The sequence below is a fragment of the Heyndrickxia coagulans 36D1 genome (assembly GCF_000169195.2).
Taxonomy (GTDB): Bacteria; Bacillota; Bacilli; order Bacillales; family Bacillaceae_C; genus Weizmannia; species Weizmannia faecalis.
On record NC_016023.1, the window covers coordinates 2551922 to 2572154 of the forward strand.

Sequence of the window (20233 nt, forward strand, 5' to 3'; positions counted from 1 at the left end):
ACCGAGCAAGTAAAGCACGGTAGCCGAAAGTGTACAAAAAGAGTGTCTTGGAATACCCGATATTTAAACCTTGTCGAGAAAAACTTGACACATACCGGTTTTTTAGTCCTCTTCCTGTGCAAGGGCATTCGTGTTATAATGATACGTACAAATATCGAAAGGAAACTGGATTACGCCACCGTGGCCACCCAGATCACAAATTTTATTTTTTTGCCGGATATGTACGTAACAATCATTGCTGATTTGCTAAGTTCTTCAATACTAGAAAAGGAAACTTACATGAATATGAGCAAAAAATACGAAAAAATTAAGCAGGATATTAGAGAAAAAATTTTAACGGAAGAGTACAAAGTAAGTGAAAAATTGCCAACCGAATCAGAACTAATGGAAATGTACCAGGTAAGCCGGTTTACAGTAAGGCGTGCAATTGATGAGCTGGAGAAAGAAAATTTCGTTTACCGTATTCAGGGCGGGGGGATTTTTGTTGACGATTGGAAAGGCAAACCCCAAACCGTCATGAAAAATAAAACAATCGGTTTGATTACAACTTATATATCCGATTATATTTTTCCAAATATCATCACGGGAATTGATAACTATGTATCAAACTATGGATATTCCATCTTGATTACCAACACACAAAACAATCCGGAGAAAGAGCGGAAAAGTTTGTCCAATTTATTGTCAAATAAAATTTCCGGATTAATCATTGAACCGACAAAAAGCGCATTGAGCAATACCAATAAAAGCATTTACGACAACATCAAATCACTGGGCATTCCAATGCTGTTTATTAATGCGGTTTACGATGACATGAATATCCCGTACTTGGTCATGGATGATCTAAAAACCGGCGAAATGGTCACAGATTATTTAATCTCCCTGGGGCATAAAAAAATTGTCGGGATTTTTAAAGTGGACGATAAGCAAGGTATACATCGAATGAACGGTTACATCAAAGCTTTTCAGAAGCACCCTGAGATTTCGAATATGGGTGAAATCATGATGTACCAGACAGAGGAAAACAAAATCAATCTGTTTAAAAAACTTCATACAATACTGTCGCGCCCTGAGTTTGCTCCGACTGCAATTGTTTGCTACAACGATCAACTGGCCATTCAAGTCATGAATTTTGTCAAAGAAATCGGTCTGAACGTACCAAAAGATCTCTCCGTTATTGGAGTTGATGATTACCAGTTTTCAAAGTTTATCAATCCGGCATTGACGACTGTTCGCCATCCGCAGGAAAAGATGGGGCTTGATGCTGGTAAAATGATCATTGATATGCTTAATAAGCAACCAGTCACCTCAAAAATATATGAACCAGAATTGGTAAAAAGGGATTCAGTAAAGCCGCTTGATCATTCAAATGACAATTGGACGGAAAAAAATAGGGAGGAGAAAGCAATCTGTGATAACGATGAGTAATATCATGGATTCTGCCTTTTTTCGAAAACAACTTATGAATAGGCCAAAAGTTTTTGTAATGATATCTGCCTTTAATAGATCATGATTCCGGTAGTCAGATATTCTGAAGCAGCCGGATCCGGTATAAAGTCAACAGGGCTTGCTAAATGGCAAGCCCTGTTGGTTATGCTTCTATTGTATGCCGTCGCCTTCTGCTATCCAATCGACTTTACAGCCATCGACTCAACCGGCAAGCCCGCCTCATATCTTTTTATAAAGGCTTCATACCCTGAAACGCCTTCAGGTTCCGGGCTTAACGTCATGCTTTCGGGATGGGTGAACACGTTTTGGTCCAAAAAGTCTTCCAGGCTTTGCTTCCCGTTTCCGGATTTTGCATAAACCGCGAGCACGGCCATCCCCCAGGCGCCGCCTTCACCGGCAGTGCTCATCACCGTAATCGGCGTATTTAATGCATTGGCCAATACTTGCTGGCCAATGACCGGTGTTTTAAACAGGCCGCCCTGGGCAATCAGGACATCCGTTTTGATTCCTTCTTCATTTTTCAAAATATCCATCCCGATTTTAAGCGGCGCAAATGCTGCATATAACTGGGCCTGGACAAAATTTGCCAATGTAAAGGCACTGTCCGGTTTCCTGACAAACAGCGGGCGCCCGGCCGGCATTTTTGTAATGTTTTCACCTGACAAATAACTGTAATTGAGCAAGCCGCCTGCATCCGGATCCGCTTTTGCAGCCACCAAAAATAGCGTTTCATATAAACGGTCCGCCGGCAAGTCAACACCGAGTCGTTCAGCAAATTGTTTAAACAGGTTTGCCCATGCATTAATGTCAGACGAGCAGTTGTTGATATGGACCATCGCCACGGGCGCCCCGCTCGGCGTTGTGACAATATCAATATCCCGGTACACTTTTTCAAGCGGCTGATCCAGCACAATCATCGAAAATGCCGAGGTGCCGACGGATATATTTCCGGTCCGTTTGCGCACACTGTTTGTGCACACCATCCCGGTTCCGGCATCCCCCTCAGGCGGAGCCATCAAACTGCCTGCCTGAAGATTTCCGTTTACATCCAATAATGCCGCTCCTTCGGTTGTTAAAGTACCCGCATATTCGCCGGCTTTTAATACTTTTGGCAAGACCTCCCTGATATGCCATGGGTAGGGCGTCACATTTTCAAGCCGGTCAAACGTATCAAGAAAATCTTTCCGATAGGTACCTGTCTCTTCATCCACCGGAAAAACACCGGATGCATCGCCAATCCCTAACACCTTTTCTCCGGCTAATTTCCAGTGTACATAACCGGCCAACGTGGTGATAAAGCGAATATCCTTTACATGGGGCTCCTGGTTTAAAATCGCCTGGTAAAGGTGGGCAATGCTCCATCGTTGCGGAATATTAAATTGAAATCGTCCAGTCAATTCATCCGCCGCTTGTTCGGTGATGTTATTACGCCATGTCCGGAAAGGCATGAGCAGCTCTCCGTTTTCTGCGAAAGCCAAATATCCGTGCATCATAGCGCTTACACCGATGGCACTGATTTTTGTCAAAGTGGTATGGTATTTCCCCTGGACGTCCGCCGCAATTTGGGCATAGCTTCTTTGAATCCCTTCCCACACTTCTTCCAACGAATACGTCCAGATGCCGTTTTCAAATTTGTTTTCCCAAACATAGCCGCCGGATGCGATTGTTTCAAAATCGTCCGTGACAAGTACGGCCTTTATCCGGGTTGACCCCAGTTCGATGCCGAGAGAAACATTTCCCTGCTGAATTGCCTGTGAAGTTTCGATTAAATTCATTTTTTTCACTTCCCAAGTCTTAAAATCATTACCTCTTCCTAGCCCTGGCTCTGCCGGACACCGGTACTGCGGATTATTTTTTTCCGGCCTCCCTAATCGTTGTGGCAAATTGTTAAAGAAGTGCATCTTTTTATTTGTTTACTGCTAAATTCAAATTTTTACAGTTTTAAGGCCAACCATTTTCGCAAAATCTTCAATTTGCTCAGCAGTGACTGCGAACGACAGGACAGTATGATGTCCGCCGCCGTTTTCAATCCATTTTTGGACCCCTTCATAAAAACCTGGTTTCGGTGTCCAAAGCTGGCGTGCGACAGGCAGTTTCGGCGCTGCTTCAGCCGGTTTTTTTCCATCCACTTCATACATAACGAGTTTAAACTGGTCACCAAAATCAGAAACCGTAAGATTTACAGCGTCTCCATCCGTGCCATCGAAGACGAGCCGTGCAGGGTCTTCACGGTCCCCGATGCCTAATGGATGGACTTCTACCCTGATTTTGCCGCTTGCCAAAGTCGGGTCTACTTCAAGCATGTGGGAACCCAGTATTTCTTCATGGCCTTTTACCAGATTGTACGTATAATCTTCCATAAAGCCCGTTTTTTCGTTATGTGCCATGATTTTCACCAACCGGTCGAGTGCGGCTGTTTTCCAGTCCCCTTCACCGGCAAAACCGTAACCTTCCGCATTCAGCCGTTGGACCGCCATCCCCGGAAGCTGTTTCATGCCCCACAAATCTTCAAAATTTGTAGTAAATGCTGTGTACCCGCCACGGTCAAGGAATTTGCGCAAGGCAATTTCAATCCGGATTTGCTCTTTCACATGGTCTTCAAAATAGGCCGGGTCATTGTTTCCAACCACCAATTCATATTTTTCCTGGCATTCCGCACAAACGGCCTCTATTTCCTGATCAGTGACTTCTTTCATTTCCGCAACAAGGTCACCAATGCCGTAATAGTCCACCGTCCAGCCGAACTGAATTTGTGCTTCGATTTTATCGCCGTCCGTGACTGCGACATTGCGCATGTTGTCGCCGAATCTCGCTACTTTAATGTTAAAGCTTTCATTGAAAGCAACAGCAACATCCATCCATTGCCCGATTTGGGTTTGGACCTTTTCATCTTTCCAGTGGCCGACAACGATTTTGTTATTTTTGTTCAGTCTCGCATTGATAAATCCGTATTCCCGGTCGCCATGAGCACTTTGATGCAGGTTCATGTAATCCATGTCGATCGTTTCCCACGGGATATGGTCCAGAAATTGTGTAGCCAGATGAAGCAAAGGTTTTTGCAACAGTTTCGTTCCCCTGATCCAGTTTTTCGCAGGCGAGAATGTGTGCATCCAGGTGATGACACCGGCAACATTGTCGTTATAGTTGACTTCTTTCATAACCTGCGTGATACTGTCGGCTGTTGTGGCAACCGTTTTAAATACGATCGGGTATGGTAGCTTGCCGCTTGCATTGATTTCATTAATGATTTTTTCCGCATCTTCCTTTACAGCATCCAGCGTTTCTTTGCCGTATAAATGCTGGCTTCCGACGATAAACCAAAACTCGTAATCTTTTATTTTCAACATGCTGTTTTCCTCCCTGGAATGTACAAGACATTTATTTTGTTTGTGCTTAATAGGCATTTACGTACTTAAAGGTACATAATTGAGGCAAGGCAAACTTGCACAGCCTTGCGCCAATTTCTTTTTAAACCGCTTTATTTTTGTTATAAACATCAAACGCAACAGCAAGAAGCAAGACAAGGCCCTTAATCGTTTGTTGCCAATCTATGCCAAGGCCAAGAATGGACATACCATTGTTCATCACTCCCATTACGAGCGCACCTACGATTGCTCCGCCGACTGTGCCAATTCCTCCATAAGCAGAAGCTCCGCCGATAAAACAGGCTGCAATGGCATCAAGTTCAAAGTTCGTTCCCGCTTTTGGCGTTGCTGCATTTAGACGGGCTGCAACAATTAATCCCGTCAATGCGGCAAGCACGCCCATATTTACAAAAATCCAAAATGTTACGCGTGGTGTTTTGATCCCTGATAAACTCGCTGCATTTGCATTACCGCCAATTGCATATACCTGTCTACCCATTGTTGTTCTTTTCATAACAAATGAGTAAGCAAGAATTAAGGCTATTAAGATTACCAAAATGTAAGGGATTCCTTCGTACGTCGCAAAAATGTACGAAAATACATTAATCAAACATGCAATAACAATAATTCTAGCAACGAACAACGGTCCCGATGTTGTTTGCAACTGATATTTTTTCTGCTTTTTTCTTCCATTTAATTCAATGAAGATATAGGCAACTGTACATAACAGCCCGACCGCGATGGTCAAAATATTTAAGGAGCTTCCTTTAAAAACATCCGGGATAAAACCAGAACTGACAAGTTGGAAGTTTCTCGGAAAAGGGGCTAGTGATTCGCCTTTAAGAATCAGCATCGTCAGGCCCCGAAAAACGAGCATTCCAGCTAACGTCACAATAAATGCCGGAATTTTTACGTAGGCAACCCAAAATCCCTGCCAGGCACCAATGCATGCACCAATTGCTAAAGAAATGACAAAAACAACAATTGTCGGCAGATGCATGTGTATGGACAGGACAGCAGATATTGCTCCGATGAAAGCTACAACGGAACCGACAGATAAATCAATATGGCCGGCAATAATGATGAGGACCATACCAATGGCCAGTATCAATACATAACTGTTCTGCATAACAAGATTGGTAATGTTTAACGGCCTTAACAAGATCCCGTCCGTAATTACTTGAAAAAGAACCATAATCAGAACAAGCGCAATAAACATGCCATACTGTCTCATGTTTTTTTTCATCATTTGAAGGATAGAATCCATTTGAGGTCACCCAACTTTCGTCATATATTTCATTAAAATTTCCTGATTTGCCTCTTCTTTTAAGACTTCCCCGGTAATTTTTCCTTTGTTCATGGTGTAAATCCGGTCGGCCATTCCCAGTAACTCCGGAAGTTCTGATGAAATGAGAATGATGCCTTTCCCCTGATCAGCCAGTTGATGAATAATGGTGTAGATTTCATATTTCGCACCGACATCAATACCCCTGGTTGGTTCATCTAAAATCAAGATGTCCGGTTCGGTAAAGACCCATTTACTCAGCAAAACCTTCTGTTGATTGCCACCGCTCAAATTCCCAACCAGTTGCATCACATTGGAAGACTTGATCCTCAGCTTTTTACGTAGCTCCTCAACACTTACAATCTCTTTTCCCTCGTCGATTACCGATTTGTTGGAAATTTTTCTTAGATTCGCCAGCGTCATATTTTCTTTCAAGCTTGAGATCAAGTTAAGACCAAGATTTTTCCGGTCTTCCGTTACATAGGCAAAACCATGGCGTATTGCATCCTGAACCGACTTGATTTCAATCGGTTTGTTATCTTTGATTATTTGTCCTTCCATTTTCTTTCCATATGACCGTCCAAAAATACTCATCGCCATCTCGGTTCTGCCAGCTCCCATTAAACCCGCAATTCCTACAATCTCTCCTCTTCTTACTGTAATATTTGCATGATCAACAACTTTTTGTTCCGGGTTGGCAGGGTTCCAAACGGTCCAATTTTTAATTTCCAAAATGGTTTCAGCTATTTTTGGTGTATGATCAGGAAAGCGATGCGTTAAATCTCTTCCCACCATTCCGCGAATGAGCCGGTCTTCCGTTATGTTATCTTTTTTTACATTTAGCGTTTCAATGGTTTTGCCATCCCGCAATATCGTAATGGAATCAGAAATTTTCATAATTTCATTTAATTTATGTGAAATAATAATAGAAGTAATGCCTTGTTCCTTAAACTCCAAAATAAGGGAAAGCAAGTTTTCACTTTCCGTCTCGTTTAAAGCGGAGGTAGGCTCGTCTAAAATCAGCAGTTTTACTTCTTTTGACAAAGCTTTTGCGATTTCAACCAACTGCTGTTTTCCGACGCTAATGTTGCGGATTAATGTATCTGGTGATTCATTCAGACCGACTTTTTTCAATAACGTTTCAGTTTGAATAAATGTTTCTGCCCAATTAATCACGCCATTTTTTGCCCTTTCATTGCCCAAAAAAATGTTTTCAGCAATTGAAAGATCGGGGATAAGCGCTAATTCCTGATGAATAATGACAATTCCCAGAGCCTCACTTTGCTTTATATCCTTAAATTGGCAAATTTCTCCATTAAATAAGATGTCTCCCGAATACGTTCCATAAGGGTAAACACCGCTTAATACTTTCATGAGGGTTGATTTTCCTGCGCCATTTTCACCGCACAGGGCATGAATTTCGCCTTTTTTTACTTTTAAATTCACATTATCAAGTGCTTTAACCCCAGGAAATTCTTTTGTAATGTCGTTCATTTCCAATATATATTCAGCCAATTGATTCACCCCCGTTATACAGAAAAGGGCATTCCAAAAAGAAAACCGTACCTGTTATCACGACTGTTTGATCCGCCTGTTCCAGGACGCCATTCTAAATGGAAAGCCCATTGCCAAATATTATTTCAATTCGCTTGTTTTATAGTAACCGCTGTCAACCAACACCTTTTTATAATTGGATTTATCAACAGAAACAGGATCCAAAAGATAAGATGGAACAACTTTTACGCCATTGTCATATGTTTTTGTATCATTGACATCCACTTTCTTGTCATTCAGCATCTGATCAACCATTTTCACTGTCTGTTTTGCCAATTTTCTTGTATCTTTAAATACGGTTTGGGTTTGTTCACCCTTGATGATCGATTTTACAGAAGCCAACTCTGCATCCTGCCCAGTAATCACTGGCATCGGTTTGTCTTTTGAACCATAGCCGACACTCTTCAAGGATGAAATCACGCCAATGCTGATTCCATCATATGGAGAGAGCACTGCATCTACTTTTGCATTTGTATATTTGGCACTTAAAATATTATCCATCCGGGATTGTGCCGTTGCCCCATCCCACCGAAGCGTTGCAATTTGGTTGAACTTCGTCTGGCCGCTTAACACTTTAAGTTTTCCGGACTTTATATACGGATTCAGAACGGACATCGCGCCGTTATAAAAGAACAGCGAGTTGTTATCATCCGGAGATCCTCCGAATAATTCAATATTAAATGGCCCTTTATTTTGTTTTAAACCAAGTTTATCTTCAATATATTTTGCTTGTATAACGCCGACTTTGTAATTATCAAAGGTAGCATAGTAGTTTACGTATTTCGTATTCCGGATTAACCGGTCGTATGCAATCACTTTAATTTTTTGGTCATGCGCTTTTTTGAGAACATCGGTTAATGCTTCTCCGTCAATAGCACCAATAACAAGGACGTTCGCCCCTTTAGTGATCATGTTTTCAATCTGTGATACTTGATTTTGCACATCATCTTCGGCGTATTGCAGATCGACTTTATAGCCCATCTTTTCAAACTGCTTTTTCATATTGTTTCCATCTTTAATCCAGCGTTCCGATGATTTCGTCGGCATTGCTATTCCTACATACCCTTTTTTTCCAGAGCTTGCCCCCGAACTTCCACAGGCACTTAGGACGAAAACAAGAATCAGTGCACAGGCCGTTATAAACCATTTTTTCACAATGTTTCCCCCTCGTATAGTTAGATTAGAAAACCAAATTTTCAATTTTGTCAACGCTTACATTTTTTGGTATGTAACCCACTCCTTCCTCTAGGTTCAGTAAATACGCATTTTGTAAGCGCATTCTTATTTGTCCCTAGTGTATTATAGTCATCCGTACATGTCAACATTATATTTCAAAAATTTGTACGAACAAATAAACGGTCATTCCATAAAGTTGAACAGTATGGATTGTTACGCAGAATAAATGCTTCCGAATGCAGAACAGATATTTCCTTCACCGCGGAACAAGATCTCTGCAAGAGCACCAGAGCATTCCTTTAAAGATAATAGATAATCAGGCCGGCATCTGTTATAGTAAAGTAAGACACTTGTATTCAAGTCCAGAAAAATAACGACAATAAGGGTGAAACGTATGGCAGAATCACCAAAATATGTTGTAGTACAAGAAAAAATTAAAGAATGGATCTTGAACGGACAAGTTAAACCGGGAGAAAAAATATATTCAGAAAATGAGTTGGTTAAACTGTTTCGTGTCAGCCGCCACACTGTCCGCCAAGCCATCAGGCAGCTCGTAAACGAGGGGTGGTTATATACGGAGCAGGGATCCGGAACATTTTGTGCGGATAGAAACTTTCATGAAATCCGTCAAAAACCTTCATCCGGAAATACAAAAACAATCGGCGTCATCACAACCTACATTTCCGATTATATTTTCCCTTCAATTTTGAATGGGATCGAATCCTATTTGACAGAAAAGGGATACTCTCTTGTTTTAGCAAGTACCGATAACGATCCAAAAAAAGAAAAACAATGTTTAGAAACGTTGATGAGTAGGGAAATTGACGGACTCATTGTAGAGCCGACAAAAAGCAGCGGGTTTAATCCAAATGTTTGCTTTTATACAGAACTGGAAAGGCTACACATTCCCTATATTATGATCAATCAATTTTATCAGCAGCTGAATCCGCCTCATTTGATCGTTGACGATGAACGAGGCACCTACATGGTGACTGAACATTTGATCAGGCTAGGCCACAGTAAAATCGCCGGGTTGTTTAAAACAGACGACCTTCAGGGTGTGTACCGGATGAAAGGCTATTTAAATGCGCTCAGAGAAAACCATGTGCCTTTTTTTCAAAACATGGTGAAAACGTATTCAACAGAAAATATGAATCAAATGATTGAGGATTATAAAGTGTTTTTAAAGAACACAAAGGAACGACCATCTGCAATTGTCTGTTACAATGATCAGATGGCAATCGAAGTGATCCGAGTGCTAAGAGAATTAGACATCAAAATTCCGCAAGATATTTCTATCACAGGGTTTGATGACTCTAATCTTGCGGTTGCCTCGGAAATTAAACTAACTACCGTTACACATCCTAAAACTCAGATGGGGATCGATGCTGCAAAATGGATCGTCGCAGCAGTTGAAAAAGTAGAAAACCATTATGAAAAAAGCCATAACTCCATCATTTATGAACCAGTTTTAATTGTCAGAAATTCTACCCTGCAGGAAAAAGACGCTGAGAAAACAAATATAAATTAAGCAATAATCATAATTCCTTCGCACCATCAAGATAAGCAGAATAGCCCCACTCATCTAAAAGCAGCTCATTTTTTGTTTATGAAGATAACAGTGGTCCATAGGGAATAAGAGCAGAAAGGCGGGCTGTTCGAAAACAAGAGGGAAATTAGCATTATGGCAATTAACGACAAAAAGGCTTACAAAAAGCAGAGCGTCCCTTGCCGGATTACCGGTGTCTTGGGCGCTCTGTTTTCAATTTATGCTTATAGGTCAAAAAATCTCCGGAACGATAATGATATAAGCAAAGTGAACATTTATTCTAATTATTATTTGTTTAATATAACCCGTTGCCCTTGCCGTGACACAGCTAACATCTCGGCTATTTCACCACCGGAACTGGCATACAAATTTAACGCAGTGATGATACTGTAGTTATAGAAAGAACTGATCCAAGTTCCAGACGATTCAGCTGGATGTCCCTTCTCCCGATCAACGAAGGAGACTTCTTGGATCTACTACATCTGCCTCCACTATAATTAAAAAGCATGATCTGAAACGGCCGGACGGTATGTATCCATCACACAATAAACTGGAATAATTTCTGATTTATCCTGAAATACCTGTATATCCCGTAGACTAAACCTTTTTGGTGATATTTATTCTGTTTTCCAATTGTTTTGGAAGTGGTATTGTCGGATCAATACGGGGATTATTCAAATGCGTGTGCGTATAAGCGTTCCGATACTCAGTAGGTGTCAATCCTGTCATTTTTTTAAAACGGCGCATAAAATTTTTCTCATCTATAAAATAGGCGTGACTTGCAATCTGGCTGACTGTCAGGTTGGTACGCAACAACAGCATCTTTGCGGTTTCTATCTTTAATTCGTTTATAAATTGCAATGTTGTGCAATGGGTATTGCGCTTAAATAGGCGTGTTAAATAATCCGGATGAATTTGAAAGGCTCTGGCCACATCTTCAACAGACAATTCTTCAGATAGATTGGCACGAATCCATTCTTTAATCTTACTGACCCTGCTATTCTTAAAATGCCGGTTTACCGATAGCTGTGTGAGATAAGTATGACTCAGTTCAATTAAAAAAGCAGTAGTTAAATAATCGTTTTCTTGTTCGCTATAGTGATAGCTGTTTGCAACATCGAGCACCTGATTCATAAAAATTAGAATTTTTCCAGCCTCGTTAATGTGAAAAAAATCCGGCAAAATTACTTTGTCATTAATGGATGAAACAAAACTTCCGGAAGCAATCCCAGATAAATAGCTGGTAAGCGCTTCATCTTCAACGAATGAAGGTTTGTGCTTTGTAAAAAAATGGAGCCAATAAAAATTAACAGGCTGGCTGGACAATTTATAGCCGTACATTTTTGTATACGGCGGAACCAGCAATACATCATTTTCATTCAGCTCATATTGCACGGGACCGACCTGGATATAAACCGGACCTTTCGTACAAATAATAATTTCATAGTCTCCCTGATGGTACATTTCCTTATGCTTCCATGGTATATCAGCTGAAAATTCCCCGCATTTATAATACAAAAAGGGCTGAACAAGATTAAAAGAATAATTCATAATCGTACCACTCCCCTACCACGTTTGGAGTTTAAACAGTCGGAAATGAACACCTTTTTTTCAATATAAGGGATTACATTGCGAAATGCAAGGGTTTACAATTTTTCGTGAAAACATCATAATCTTTCGGAAAGGATGAATAGGTGATGGCCGAAAATTTTCGAAACACAGCCATTCTGGAATCGGAAACAAGTTCTGGAAAAAAGCATGGAACCGAGTTGCCGTTTCACCGTAAAATTACGTATTCTTTTACGGACATGGCTGGCAATTTGCTTTACTGTATTATGAGCAGTTATATTTTGTATTTCTTTACAGATGTTTACGGCCTGTCTGTCGGGATCGCGGGAACACTTCTATTGGTTGCGAGATTTTTTGATGCTCTTGATGCGCCAATTTGGGGTATTATCATTGACCATACACACAGCAAATACGGGCAAAGCCGCCCATGGTTCTTATGGATGGCGTTTCCTTTTGCTATCTTTGTCTGGCTGCTGTTTACGACCCCTCCCATAGAAGGAACCGTAAAAGTGCTATATGCCGGTATTATGTATATTTTAGCTGGTATTTCTTACACAGGTGTTTCTACCCCAATCACTTCTGTCCTGCCGAACTTATCATCAAATTCGGATGAACGGACGGTTGCAAATTCATTCCGGATGGTCGGCGGAAATATTGGGAACTTCTTTGCAGTGACGTTCATTCTACCGCTCGCAGCATTTTTGGGCGGAAACAATGCACAAAGAGGCTGGTCGCTGGCGGTTCTGCTCTATGCCATCGTTGCTGTCGTCTTACTACTTGTTGCTTTTGCAGATATGCGTGAGAAAAATATTCAGCGCACGAAATCGATCCCTATTAAACAAAGTTTTAAAGCGGCAAAACGTAATTGGCCTTGGTTTTTGATTGTCGCGGCTAATATTATTTTCTGGATAGGCTTAACAGCCCGAAGCTCAACTCTGGCTTATTACTTCCAGTACAATATGCATAATTCAGGCTACATTTCGTTATTCAACGGTTTCTCCATTATCCAGGTCGTCGGGATGGCATCCATACCATTCATTGTGAAAAAATTCAATAAGTGGGGAACGACGGTTTTCGGACTTGCTGCTGCAATTATTGGCCAGCTAATGATGGTAGTCTCGGGCAGCCATCTGATCCCTTTGCTTATCTCCTGGTGTATTGCCTGTATTGGGAGTGGGATTGCTTGTTCCATGTTCTTTGCCATGGTCGGCGATACTGTCGATTATGGCGAATGGAAAAATGGCGTTCGGGCCAGCGGTTTTTTAACAGCAATTGGCAGTTCTTTTTGCATTAAAATGGGGGCAGGCCTTGGCTCTTTTATCCCGTCCGTCATTATGAAGACATTTCATTATGTTCCAAATCATGTACAATCTGCAAGTGCACTCAGTGCTATCAAGTTTTCATTTATATGGATGCCAATCGTCATCTTTGCACTGAACATTATCCCATTGTACATGTATAAAAAATACGAAGAACATGAACCTATTGTAATTCGTGATTTAATGAACAAAAATTCACAGGAGGAGATGTAAAAATGAGTACAGACTACCGAAATATAAATAGCTTTTCTCTTCGTCATCTTACCATTACTGATGCATTTTGGAAACGTTACCGGAACTTGGTTAAAAAGAAAATGATTCCTTACCAATGGTCGGTCATGAATGATAACGCCAATATTCAGATTACCAAAGAACGTGGGGATAGCCGGATTCCATCCGAAAAAAGCCATGCAGTCGCAAATTTCCTTATTGCCGCAAAACGGCTGGAAGGACATCATTACGGCTATGTTTTTCAAGACACAGATGTATATAAATGGCTGGAAGCAGTCGCATACACATTAAACTATGCACCGGATCCGGATCTTCAGACCGTTGCAGACCAATTAATTGAACTGATTGCGGATACGCAGGAAACGGACGGCTATCTTGTGACGTATTTTATGATTGAAGCACCGGAAAGGAAATTCGCACGGTTAAAACAAAGTCATGAGCTGTATAGTATGGGCCACTATATTGAAGCGGGAGTTGCCTACTATGGAGCAACAGGAAATGTAAAAGCACTTGAGATTTCAAGACGCATGGCCGATTGCATTGAAAAAAACTTTGGGCTGACGGATGGAAAAATCCCCGGTTATGATGGGCATCCCGAAATAGAACTCGCCCTCGCTAAACTATATGAAGTAACAAATGAAAAACGTTACCTCGATCTGGCCCGGTACTTTATCACACAGCGTGGAAAAGATCCGCAATTTTTTGATCGTCAGATAGAAGTGGACGGAAAAGAGCGCGATATTATCGCCGGAATGGAAGCTTTTCCCCTCAGCTACTATCAAGCAGATAAAACTGTATTCGACCAGAAAACGGCGGAGGGTCATGCCGTGCGGATTGTTTATTTATGCACGGGAATGGCGCACGTGGCCAACCTGACACATGATGAAAATCTGCTTTCAGCGTGTCGTCGTTTATGGGACAGTATTGTTAACAAAAGAATGTATGTCACAGGTGGGATTGGTTCCACTTCAATCGGTGAATCTTTCACTTATGATTATGATTTACCAAACGATACAATGTACTGTGAAACTTGTGCTTCTGTTGCGATGGCATTTTTTGCGCGCAGAATGCTAGAAAATGAGCCTAAAGGTGAGTATGCTGATATTTTGGAAAAAGAATTATATAATTCAACGATCAGTGGCGTGTCATTGGATGGAGAGCACTTCTTTTATGTCAATCCATTAGAAGTTTCAATTGAGGCACACAAAAAAGATCCGGCCAAAAGCCATGTCATGTATGAACGGCAAAACTGGTTCGGTTGCGCTTGTTGCCCACCAAACCTTGCCCGTTTAATTGCCTCCGTTGATCAGTATATTTATACAACAGATGATGACCAACAAACGATTTATGCCCATCAGTTTATTGCCAACACGGCTCAATTCGGGAACGGCATTTCTATTGAACAGAACAGTAACTTTCCGTGGGATGGTACAATTACATTTAAAATCGAAAATCCGCAACAAAAATCGTTCAAATTTGCGGTGAGAATACCATCTTGGTCAGCACAACATTATACACTTAGCGTCTCCGATAAGGAGTTAAAGCCGAAGCTAAAGGATGGTTTCCTTTATTTTAAAGTTGACCGTGAACAGTTTGAAATTGAGCTTAATCTGGATATGAGTGTTCATGAAATTCAGGCAAATAACCGGGTCAAGAATAATTTGGACAAAATCGCCATCCAGCGTGGACCGGTTGTTTACTGTATGGAAGAAGCGGATAATTCGGCGCCACTCAGTTTATATCGTCTTCCAGCAAATCCTAAATTTGATTTTACGTATCAGCCGGACTTACTTGAAGGTGCAGGTATTATTGACGCAACGGCGCAAAGGCGTGAAGTAGACCCCTCGGATGGCATACTTTACCGGGATTACAGACCAACTGTATGGAAGCCGGCAAACATCCGCTTCATCCCATATTATGCTTGGGTAAACCGGGAACCGGGTGAGATGCAGGTATGGATAAAAAAACAGAGTGAATAAAAACAAAGAGAGCGGAGATACCTCAGGGACATCTCCGCTTTTATATATAAAAAATAAAGGGAGCTTTTTAAAGTCGGAAATAGACACTTATTTTCCCAATTTAGACATTCATACCGGTTTCGTGGCACCAGCAAAAGGATGAAAATGAGTCAACCTCTCCGTTTATTTTACGGCTGGGTGAAAAGGGACACATTTCGATAGGGTGCTGTAAATCCAGAAAAATAATGGCCATAAATTTTTCATCAAAAAAGGCGATTCATCCTCTTTAAACGCACAATAGGAAAAGGATGAATCGCTTCAGTACAAGGGATGGCTATTTGCCATCTCGATTGCCCGACAGTTTAGCAAAGACCATTAGTGAAGAATCATGTTATCAAGTTAAAATCATGATTGATTACAAAGGAAAGCAAGTCGTAACAAGGACGAACAACTTTCCACCAAGTCAGCTTTGTTCTTGCTACTGCTCTAACCTAAGAAACTGTGGAGATCGCCTCATCCAATGTTTCTGTATTTAGGAGTTCCCTTACCCAAACAACCTGTAGGGAGTTTGGGTAAGGGAAAGGTGGTTCAATTATCATTCCCTTGGGTATCTGCATTGAGCCATAATCTTATTGACAACCCAATCTTTACATGTACGTCCCTATAATATTTTTCCGCTGGGGTTGAGATGTTATGGCCTGTGCCATCTGAAATAAAATTCAAATTTTCACAACTTCAATCCCGGCCATTTTTGCAAAATCTTCAATTTGTTCCGCTGTTACGGCAAAGGAGAATACTGTATGGTGGCCGCCACCGTTTTCAATCCATTTTTGGACCCCTTCATAGAAACCTGCTTTTGGTGTCCAAAGCTGGCGTGCGACAGGCAGTTTCGGCGCTGCTTCAGCCGGTTTCTTTCCTTCTACTTCATACATCACCATTTTGAATTTGTCGCCAAAATCGGAAATGGTTAAGTCAATCGCATCTCCATCTGATCCGTCAAAAACAAGCCGTGCAGGGTCTTCGCGGTCCCCAATGCCTAATGGATGGACTTCTACCCTGATTTTGCCGCTTGCCAAAGTTGGGTCTACTTCAAGCATGTGGGAACCCAGTATTTCTTCATGGCCCTTTACCAGGTTGTACGTATAATCTTCCATAAAACCGGTTTTTTCGTTATGTGCCATGATTTTCACCAACCGGTCGAGTGCGGCTGTCTTCCAGTCCCCTTCACCAGCAAAACCGTAACCTTCCGCATTCAGCCGTTGGACCGCCATGCCCGGAAGCTGTTTCATGCCCCATAAATCTTCAAAGTTTGTAGTAAAGGCTGTGTACCCGCCCCTGTCGAGGAATTTGCGCAAGGCAATTTCAATCCGGATTTGCTCTTTCACATGGTCTTCAAAATAGGCCGGGTCATTGTTCCCAACCACCAATTCATATTTTTCCTGGCATTCCGCATAAACGGCTTCTATTTCCTGATCAGTGACTTCTTTCATTTCCGCAACAAGGTCGCCGATGCCGTAATAGTCGACTGTCCAGCCGAACTGAATTTGTGCTTCGATTTTATCGCCGTCCGTGACTGCGACATTGCGCATGTTGTCGCCGAATCTCGCTACTTTAATGTTAAAGCTTTCATTATAAGCAACGGCAACATCCATCCAGCGTCCGATTTGGGTTTGGACCTTTTCATCTTTCCAATGGCCGACAACAACTTTGTTATTTTTGTTCAGTCTCGCATTGATAAATCCGTATTCCCGGTCGCCATGGGCGCTTTGATGCAGGTTCATATAATCCATGTCGATCGTTTCCCACGGAATATGGTCGAGAAATTGTGTAGCCAGATGAAGCAAAGGTTTTTGTAACAGTTTCGTTCCCCTGATCCAGTTTTTCGCAGGCGAGAATGTGTGCATCCAGGTGATGACACCGGCGACGTTATCGTTATAGTTGACTTCTTTCATGACCTTTGTAATACTGTCGGCTGTTGTGGCAACCGTTTTAAATACGATCGGGTACGGTAGCTTGCCGCTTGCGTTGATTTCATCAATGATTTTTTCCGCATCTTCCTTTACAGCATCCAGTGTTTCTTTGCCGTATAAATGCTGGCTTCCGACGATAAACCAAAACTCGTAATCTTTTATTTTCAACATGCTGTTTTCCTCCCCGGAATGTACAAGACATTTATTTTTTTTGCCCATAATAGGCATTTTTTCCGTGCTTGCGTAAATAGTGTTTATCCAAAAGAAATTGATCCATGTTGATTTGATGCGGATTCAGCTGTAGCGAGTGGTAGGTCATCTTCGCTACTTCTTCGAGCACAACGGCATTGTGCACGGCATCATGGGCGGATGTTCCCCACGTAAAAGGGCCGTGATCATTTACCAGAACAGCCGGAACCTGGTCCGGATCAATATGCCGCTTTTCAAAAGTCTCAACAATCACATCACCGGTCTGTTTTTCATATTCCGTCACGACTTCTTCTTTCTTCATCGCCCTTGTGACCGGAACCGGCCCGTAAAATGTATCGGCATGTGTCGTTCCTGCCGCCGGAATATCAATGCCGGCCTGCGCAAATGAAACCGCCCAGGGAGAATGTGTATGGACAATTCCTTTAATATTCGGGAAATGGCGATAAAGCACACAATGTGTTGCAGTATCGCTTGACGGATTTAACTCGCCTTCCACTACATTTCCACCAAGATCAACGACGACCATTTTTTCCGGTGACAATGCTTCATACTCGACACCGCTCGGCTTAATGACCATGAGATTCTTTTCACGGTCGATTCCGCTTACATTTCCCCATGTAAAGGTGACCAGATTATATTCCGGCAGCAGCATGTTTGCTTCATAGACTTCTTTCTTGAGTTCTTCTAGCATTCATTGATCATCCCTTTGAAATTGATCATTCTTTAAAAGTTTTTGACATGTCATTTGGATTCTGCGATTAACCGCTTACAAATAGAATGCTATATCAATTATCAGTATAAGTCAACAAAAAAATATTTATATGTATAAATGTGTTTTTCACTGGATGGAAAAGAGTGGTTTATGTCACAGCTTCCATAGCTTTTTCACTATAGCTACAGACACAAAAAACACACAATTGGGTACCCTTACCTGCTATCCTTTCATCTATATAAGTAGCATAATGATGGGTAAGAAAGCGGTTAAGAAAAACGCAGGAAAACGTTATTTTTTCCTCATTTATCAGTATAAATATTTTTGTCATTGATTTATAGGTATAAATGTGCTAGCATGTACTTGCAGCATGAAAACGCTTTTTTCTAAAATGATACCGCTCACAAAGAAAGGAGCCGTCAGCAAGAAGAAAATAAGGCTGATACATCAAGGAGGGAACTTTAATGGTTGGTGAAAAGAAAATCTCAAGTGGATTCATTTACTTTTTCGGGGCTTTTGGCGGCATTCTATTTGGCTATGATATTGGGGTAATGACAGGCGCTTTGCCATTCCTGGAACATGACTGGAACCTTCAAAACAGTGCAGGCGTTATTGGATGGATTACCTCTGCTGTAATGTTTGGTGCTATATTCGGCGGCGCTCTGGCGGGGCAACTTTCCGACCGTTTGGGCCGGCGAAAAATGATTTTAATTTCAGCTTTAATTTTTGTTGTTGGATCGGTTTTATCTGGCATATCCCCTCATAACGGGCAATACTTTTTAATCATCGTCCGGATGTTATTAGGATTAGCGGTTGGTGCTGCTTCTGCACTGGTCCCGGCTTATATGTCCGAAATGGCGCCTGCACGTTTGCGCGGACGTCTGTCAGGGATTAACCAAACCATGATTGTATCGGGAATGTTACTTTCTTACATTGTCGATTATTTATTAAAAGGTTTGCCGGAATCATTGGCTTGGCGGTTGATGCTTAGTTTGGCAGCGGTACCAGCATTGATCTTATTCTTTGGTGTGTTAAAGTTGCCGGAATCACCGCGCTTTTTAATAAAGAACAATAAACTTGAGGAAGCACGCAAGGTTTTGAGCTATATTCGCGCTAAAAAAGAGGCAATTGATGCTGAAATCAAACAAATTCAAGAGACTGCCAGAGAAGAAAAACAGGCAAATCAAAAAGCATCATGGGGTACTTTATTTAGCGGCAAATACCGTTATTTAGTCATTGCCGGTGTGGGCGTTGCGGCTTTCCAACAATTTCAGGGCGCAAATGCTATTTTTTACTATATTCCTTTAATTGTAGAAAAAGCAACAGGGCATGCAGCCAGTTCTGCATTGATGTGGCCGATTATTCAAGGGATCATTCTCGTATTGGGCTCACTCGTCTTCTTATGGATTGCTGATAAATTTAAACGCCGGACTTTGTTGACAGTAGGCGGAACCATTATGGGCCTGTCCTTTATTTTGCCAGCCATTTTGAATTTGCTCATTCCAAATGCAAACCCGATGATGATCGTTGCGTTTTTAAGCATCTATGTAGCTCTTTATTCCTTCACGTGGGCTCCTTTAACCTGGGTAATCGTTGGGGAAATTTTCCCGCTTGTCATTCGCGGACGCGCATCAGGATTAGCTTCCTCTTTTAACTGGATTGGTTCTTTCCTGGTTGGGCTGCTGTTCCCAATCATGACTGCTTCCATGTCCCAAGAAGCTGTTTTTGCAATTTTCGGCGTGATATGTTTGCTTGGTGTTTTGTTTATTCGGACCCGCGTACCTGAAACCCAGGGACATACGTTGGAAGAAATTGAAAAATATGGGGAGGAAAAAGCTGTTGAAAAAAAAGGTGCCCACTTACACATATGAGACGGAGGTAAATAA

The 20233-nt window shown here is 41.7% G+C and carries 13 protein-coding genes; 5 read left to right on the forward strand and 8 right to left on the reverse strand.

The features are described 5' to 3' along the window. Window positions 1-84 precede the first annotated feature (84 nt). Window positions 85-1428, forward strand: a complete 1344-nt coding sequence (locus tag BCOA_RS29250; RefSeq protein WP_014097590.1) for a GntR family transcriptional regulator — start codon at window positions 85-87, stop codon at window positions 1426-1428. Window positions 1429-1622: 194 nt separating this feature from the next. On the opposite strand, the gene BCOA_RS29255 is transcribed toward BCOA_RS29250, so the two are convergent. The 5 genes from BCOA_RS29255 to chvE all read right to left on the reverse strand — a co-directional run bounded on the left by BCOA_RS29255 (window position 1623) and on the right by chvE (window position 8808). After that, on the reverse strand, window positions 1623-3224 hold the full coding sequence (locus BCOA_RS29255; RefSeq protein ID WP_041818104.1) for a xylulokinase: 1602 nt from the start codon (window positions 3222-3224) through the stop codon (window positions 1623-1625). A 150-nt stretch (window positions 3225-3374) separates the two neighbouring features. Next, on the reverse strand, window positions 3375-4796 hold the full coding sequence (gene araA / locus BCOA_RS29260) for an L-arabinose isomerase (RefSeq protein ID WP_014097592.1): 1422 nt from the start codon (window positions 4794-4796) through the stop codon (window positions 3375-3377). A gap of 121 nt (window positions 4797-4917) precedes the next feature. Beyond that, window positions 4918-6081 carry a multiple monosaccharide ABC transporter permease gene (mmsB, locus tag BCOA_RS29265; RefSeq protein WP_017550147.1) on the reverse strand — a complete coding sequence of 388 codons (1164 nt, stop codon included), beginning with the start codon at window positions 6079-6081 and terminating at the stop codon, window positions 4918-4920. Window positions 6082-6087: 6 nt separating this feature from the next. Then, complete coding sequence (gene mmsA, locus BCOA_RS29270) at window positions 6088-7614, reverse strand: multiple monosaccharide ABC transporter ATP-binding protein (RefSeq protein ID WP_014097594.1); 1527 nt, start codon at window positions 7612-7614, stop codon at window positions 6088-6090. A 120-nt stretch (window positions 7615-7734) separates the two neighbouring features. Further along, a complete protein-coding gene (chvE, locus tag BCOA_RS29275) occupies window positions 7735-8808 on the reverse strand; it encodes a multiple monosaccharide ABC transporter substrate-binding protein (protein WP_014097595.1) in 1074 nt (357 codons plus the stop codon). A gap of 415 nt (window positions 8809-9223) precedes the next feature. Between chvE and BCOA_RS29280 the strand changes: the two genes are divergently transcribed. Next, complete coding sequence (locus BCOA_RS29280) at window positions 9224-10360, forward strand: GntR family transcriptional regulator (protein WP_014097596.1); 1137 nt, start codon at window positions 9224-9226, stop codon at window positions 10358-10360. A gap of 615 nt (window positions 10361-10975) precedes the next feature. Here BCOA_RS29280 and BCOA_RS29290 read toward each other — a convergent pair. Then, window positions 10976-11929 (reverse strand): helix-turn-helix domain-containing protein, encoded by a 954-nt coding sequence (locus tag BCOA_RS29290; RefSeq protein WP_014097598.1) that lies wholly within the window; start codon window positions 11927-11929, stop codon window positions 10976-10978. 146 nt (window positions 11930-12075) lie between these two features. Between BCOA_RS29290 and BCOA_RS29295 the strand changes: the two genes are divergently transcribed. Together BCOA_RS29295 and BCOA_RS29300 are read left to right on the forward strand one after the other, a co-directional pair. Further along, a complete protein-coding gene (locus tag BCOA_RS29295) occupies window positions 12076-13479 on the forward strand; it encodes an MFS transporter (RefSeq protein WP_014097599.1) in 1404 nt (467 codons plus the stop codon). Between the two features lie 2 nt (window positions 13480-13481). After that, window positions 13482-15476: a glycoside hydrolase family 127 protein gene (locus tag BCOA_RS29300; RefSeq protein WP_014097600.1), complete on the forward strand. Its 1995-nt coding sequence runs from the start codon at window positions 13482-13484 to the stop codon at window positions 15474-15476. Between the two features lie 698 nt (window positions 15477-16174). Here BCOA_RS29300 and araA (BCOA_RS29305) read toward each other — a convergent pair. Together araA (BCOA_RS29305) and BCOA_RS29310 are read right to left on the reverse strand one after the other, a co-directional pair. Further along, a complete protein-coding gene (gene araA, locus BCOA_RS29305) occupies window positions 16175-17596 on the reverse strand; it encodes an L-arabinose isomerase (RefSeq protein ID WP_014097601.1) in 1422 nt (473 codons plus the stop codon). A gap of 31 nt (window positions 17597-17627) precedes the next feature. After that, on the reverse strand, window positions 17628-18326 hold the full coding sequence (locus BCOA_RS29310; RefSeq protein ID WP_014097602.1) for an L-ribulose-5-phosphate 4-epimerase: 699 nt from the start codon (window positions 18324-18326) through the stop codon (window positions 17628-17630). A 485-nt stretch (window positions 18327-18811) separates the two neighbouring features. On the opposite strand from BCOA_RS29310, the gene BCOA_RS29315 reads away from it, so the two are divergent. Continuing rightward, on the forward strand, window positions 18812-20218 hold the full coding sequence (locus tag BCOA_RS29315) for a sugar porter family MFS transporter (RefSeq protein ID WP_014097603.1): 1407 nt from the start codon (window positions 18812-18814) through the stop codon (window positions 20216-20218). Window positions 20219-20233: the final 15 nt, after the last annotated feature.

Coding starts and splice junctions, on each gene's coding strand:
- araA (WP_014097592.1), bottom strand. CDS start 4,796: ATGTTGAAAATAAAAGATTACGAGTTTTGGTTTATCGTCGGAAGCCAG.
- BCOA_RS29315 (WP_014097603.1), top strand. CDS start 18,812: ATGGTTGGTGAAAAGAAAATCTCAAGTGGATTCATTTACTTTTTCGGG.
- BCOA_RS29295 (WP_014097599.1), top strand. CDS start 12,076: ATGGCCGAAAATTTTCGAAACACAGCCATTCTGGAATCGGAAACAAGT.
- BCOA_RS29300 (WP_014097600.1), top strand. CDS start 13,482: ATGAGTACAGACTACCGAAATATAAATAGCTTTTCTCTTCGTCATCTT.
- araA (WP_014097601.1), bottom strand. CDS start 17,596: ATGTTGAAAATAAAAGATTACGAGTTTTGGTTTATCGTCGGAAGCCAG.
- mmsB (WP_017550147.1), bottom strand. CDS start 6,081: ATGGATTCTATCCTTCAAATGATGAAAAAAAACATGAGACAGTATGGC.
- BCOA_RS29255 (WP_041818104.1), bottom strand. CDS start 3,224: ATGAATTTAATCGAAACTTCACAGGCAATTCAGCAGGGAAATGTTTCT.
- BCOA_RS29280 (WP_014097596.1), top strand. CDS start 9,224: ATGGCAGAATCACCAAAATATGTTGTAGTACAAGAAAAAATTAAAGAA.
- BCOA_RS29310 (WP_014097602.1), bottom strand. CDS start 18,326: ATGCTAGAAGAACTCAAGAAAGAAGTCTATGAAGCAAACATGCTGCTG.
- BCOA_RS29290 (WP_014097598.1), bottom strand. CDS start 11,929: ATGAATTATTCTTTTAATCTTGTTCAGCCCTTTTTGTATTATAAATGC.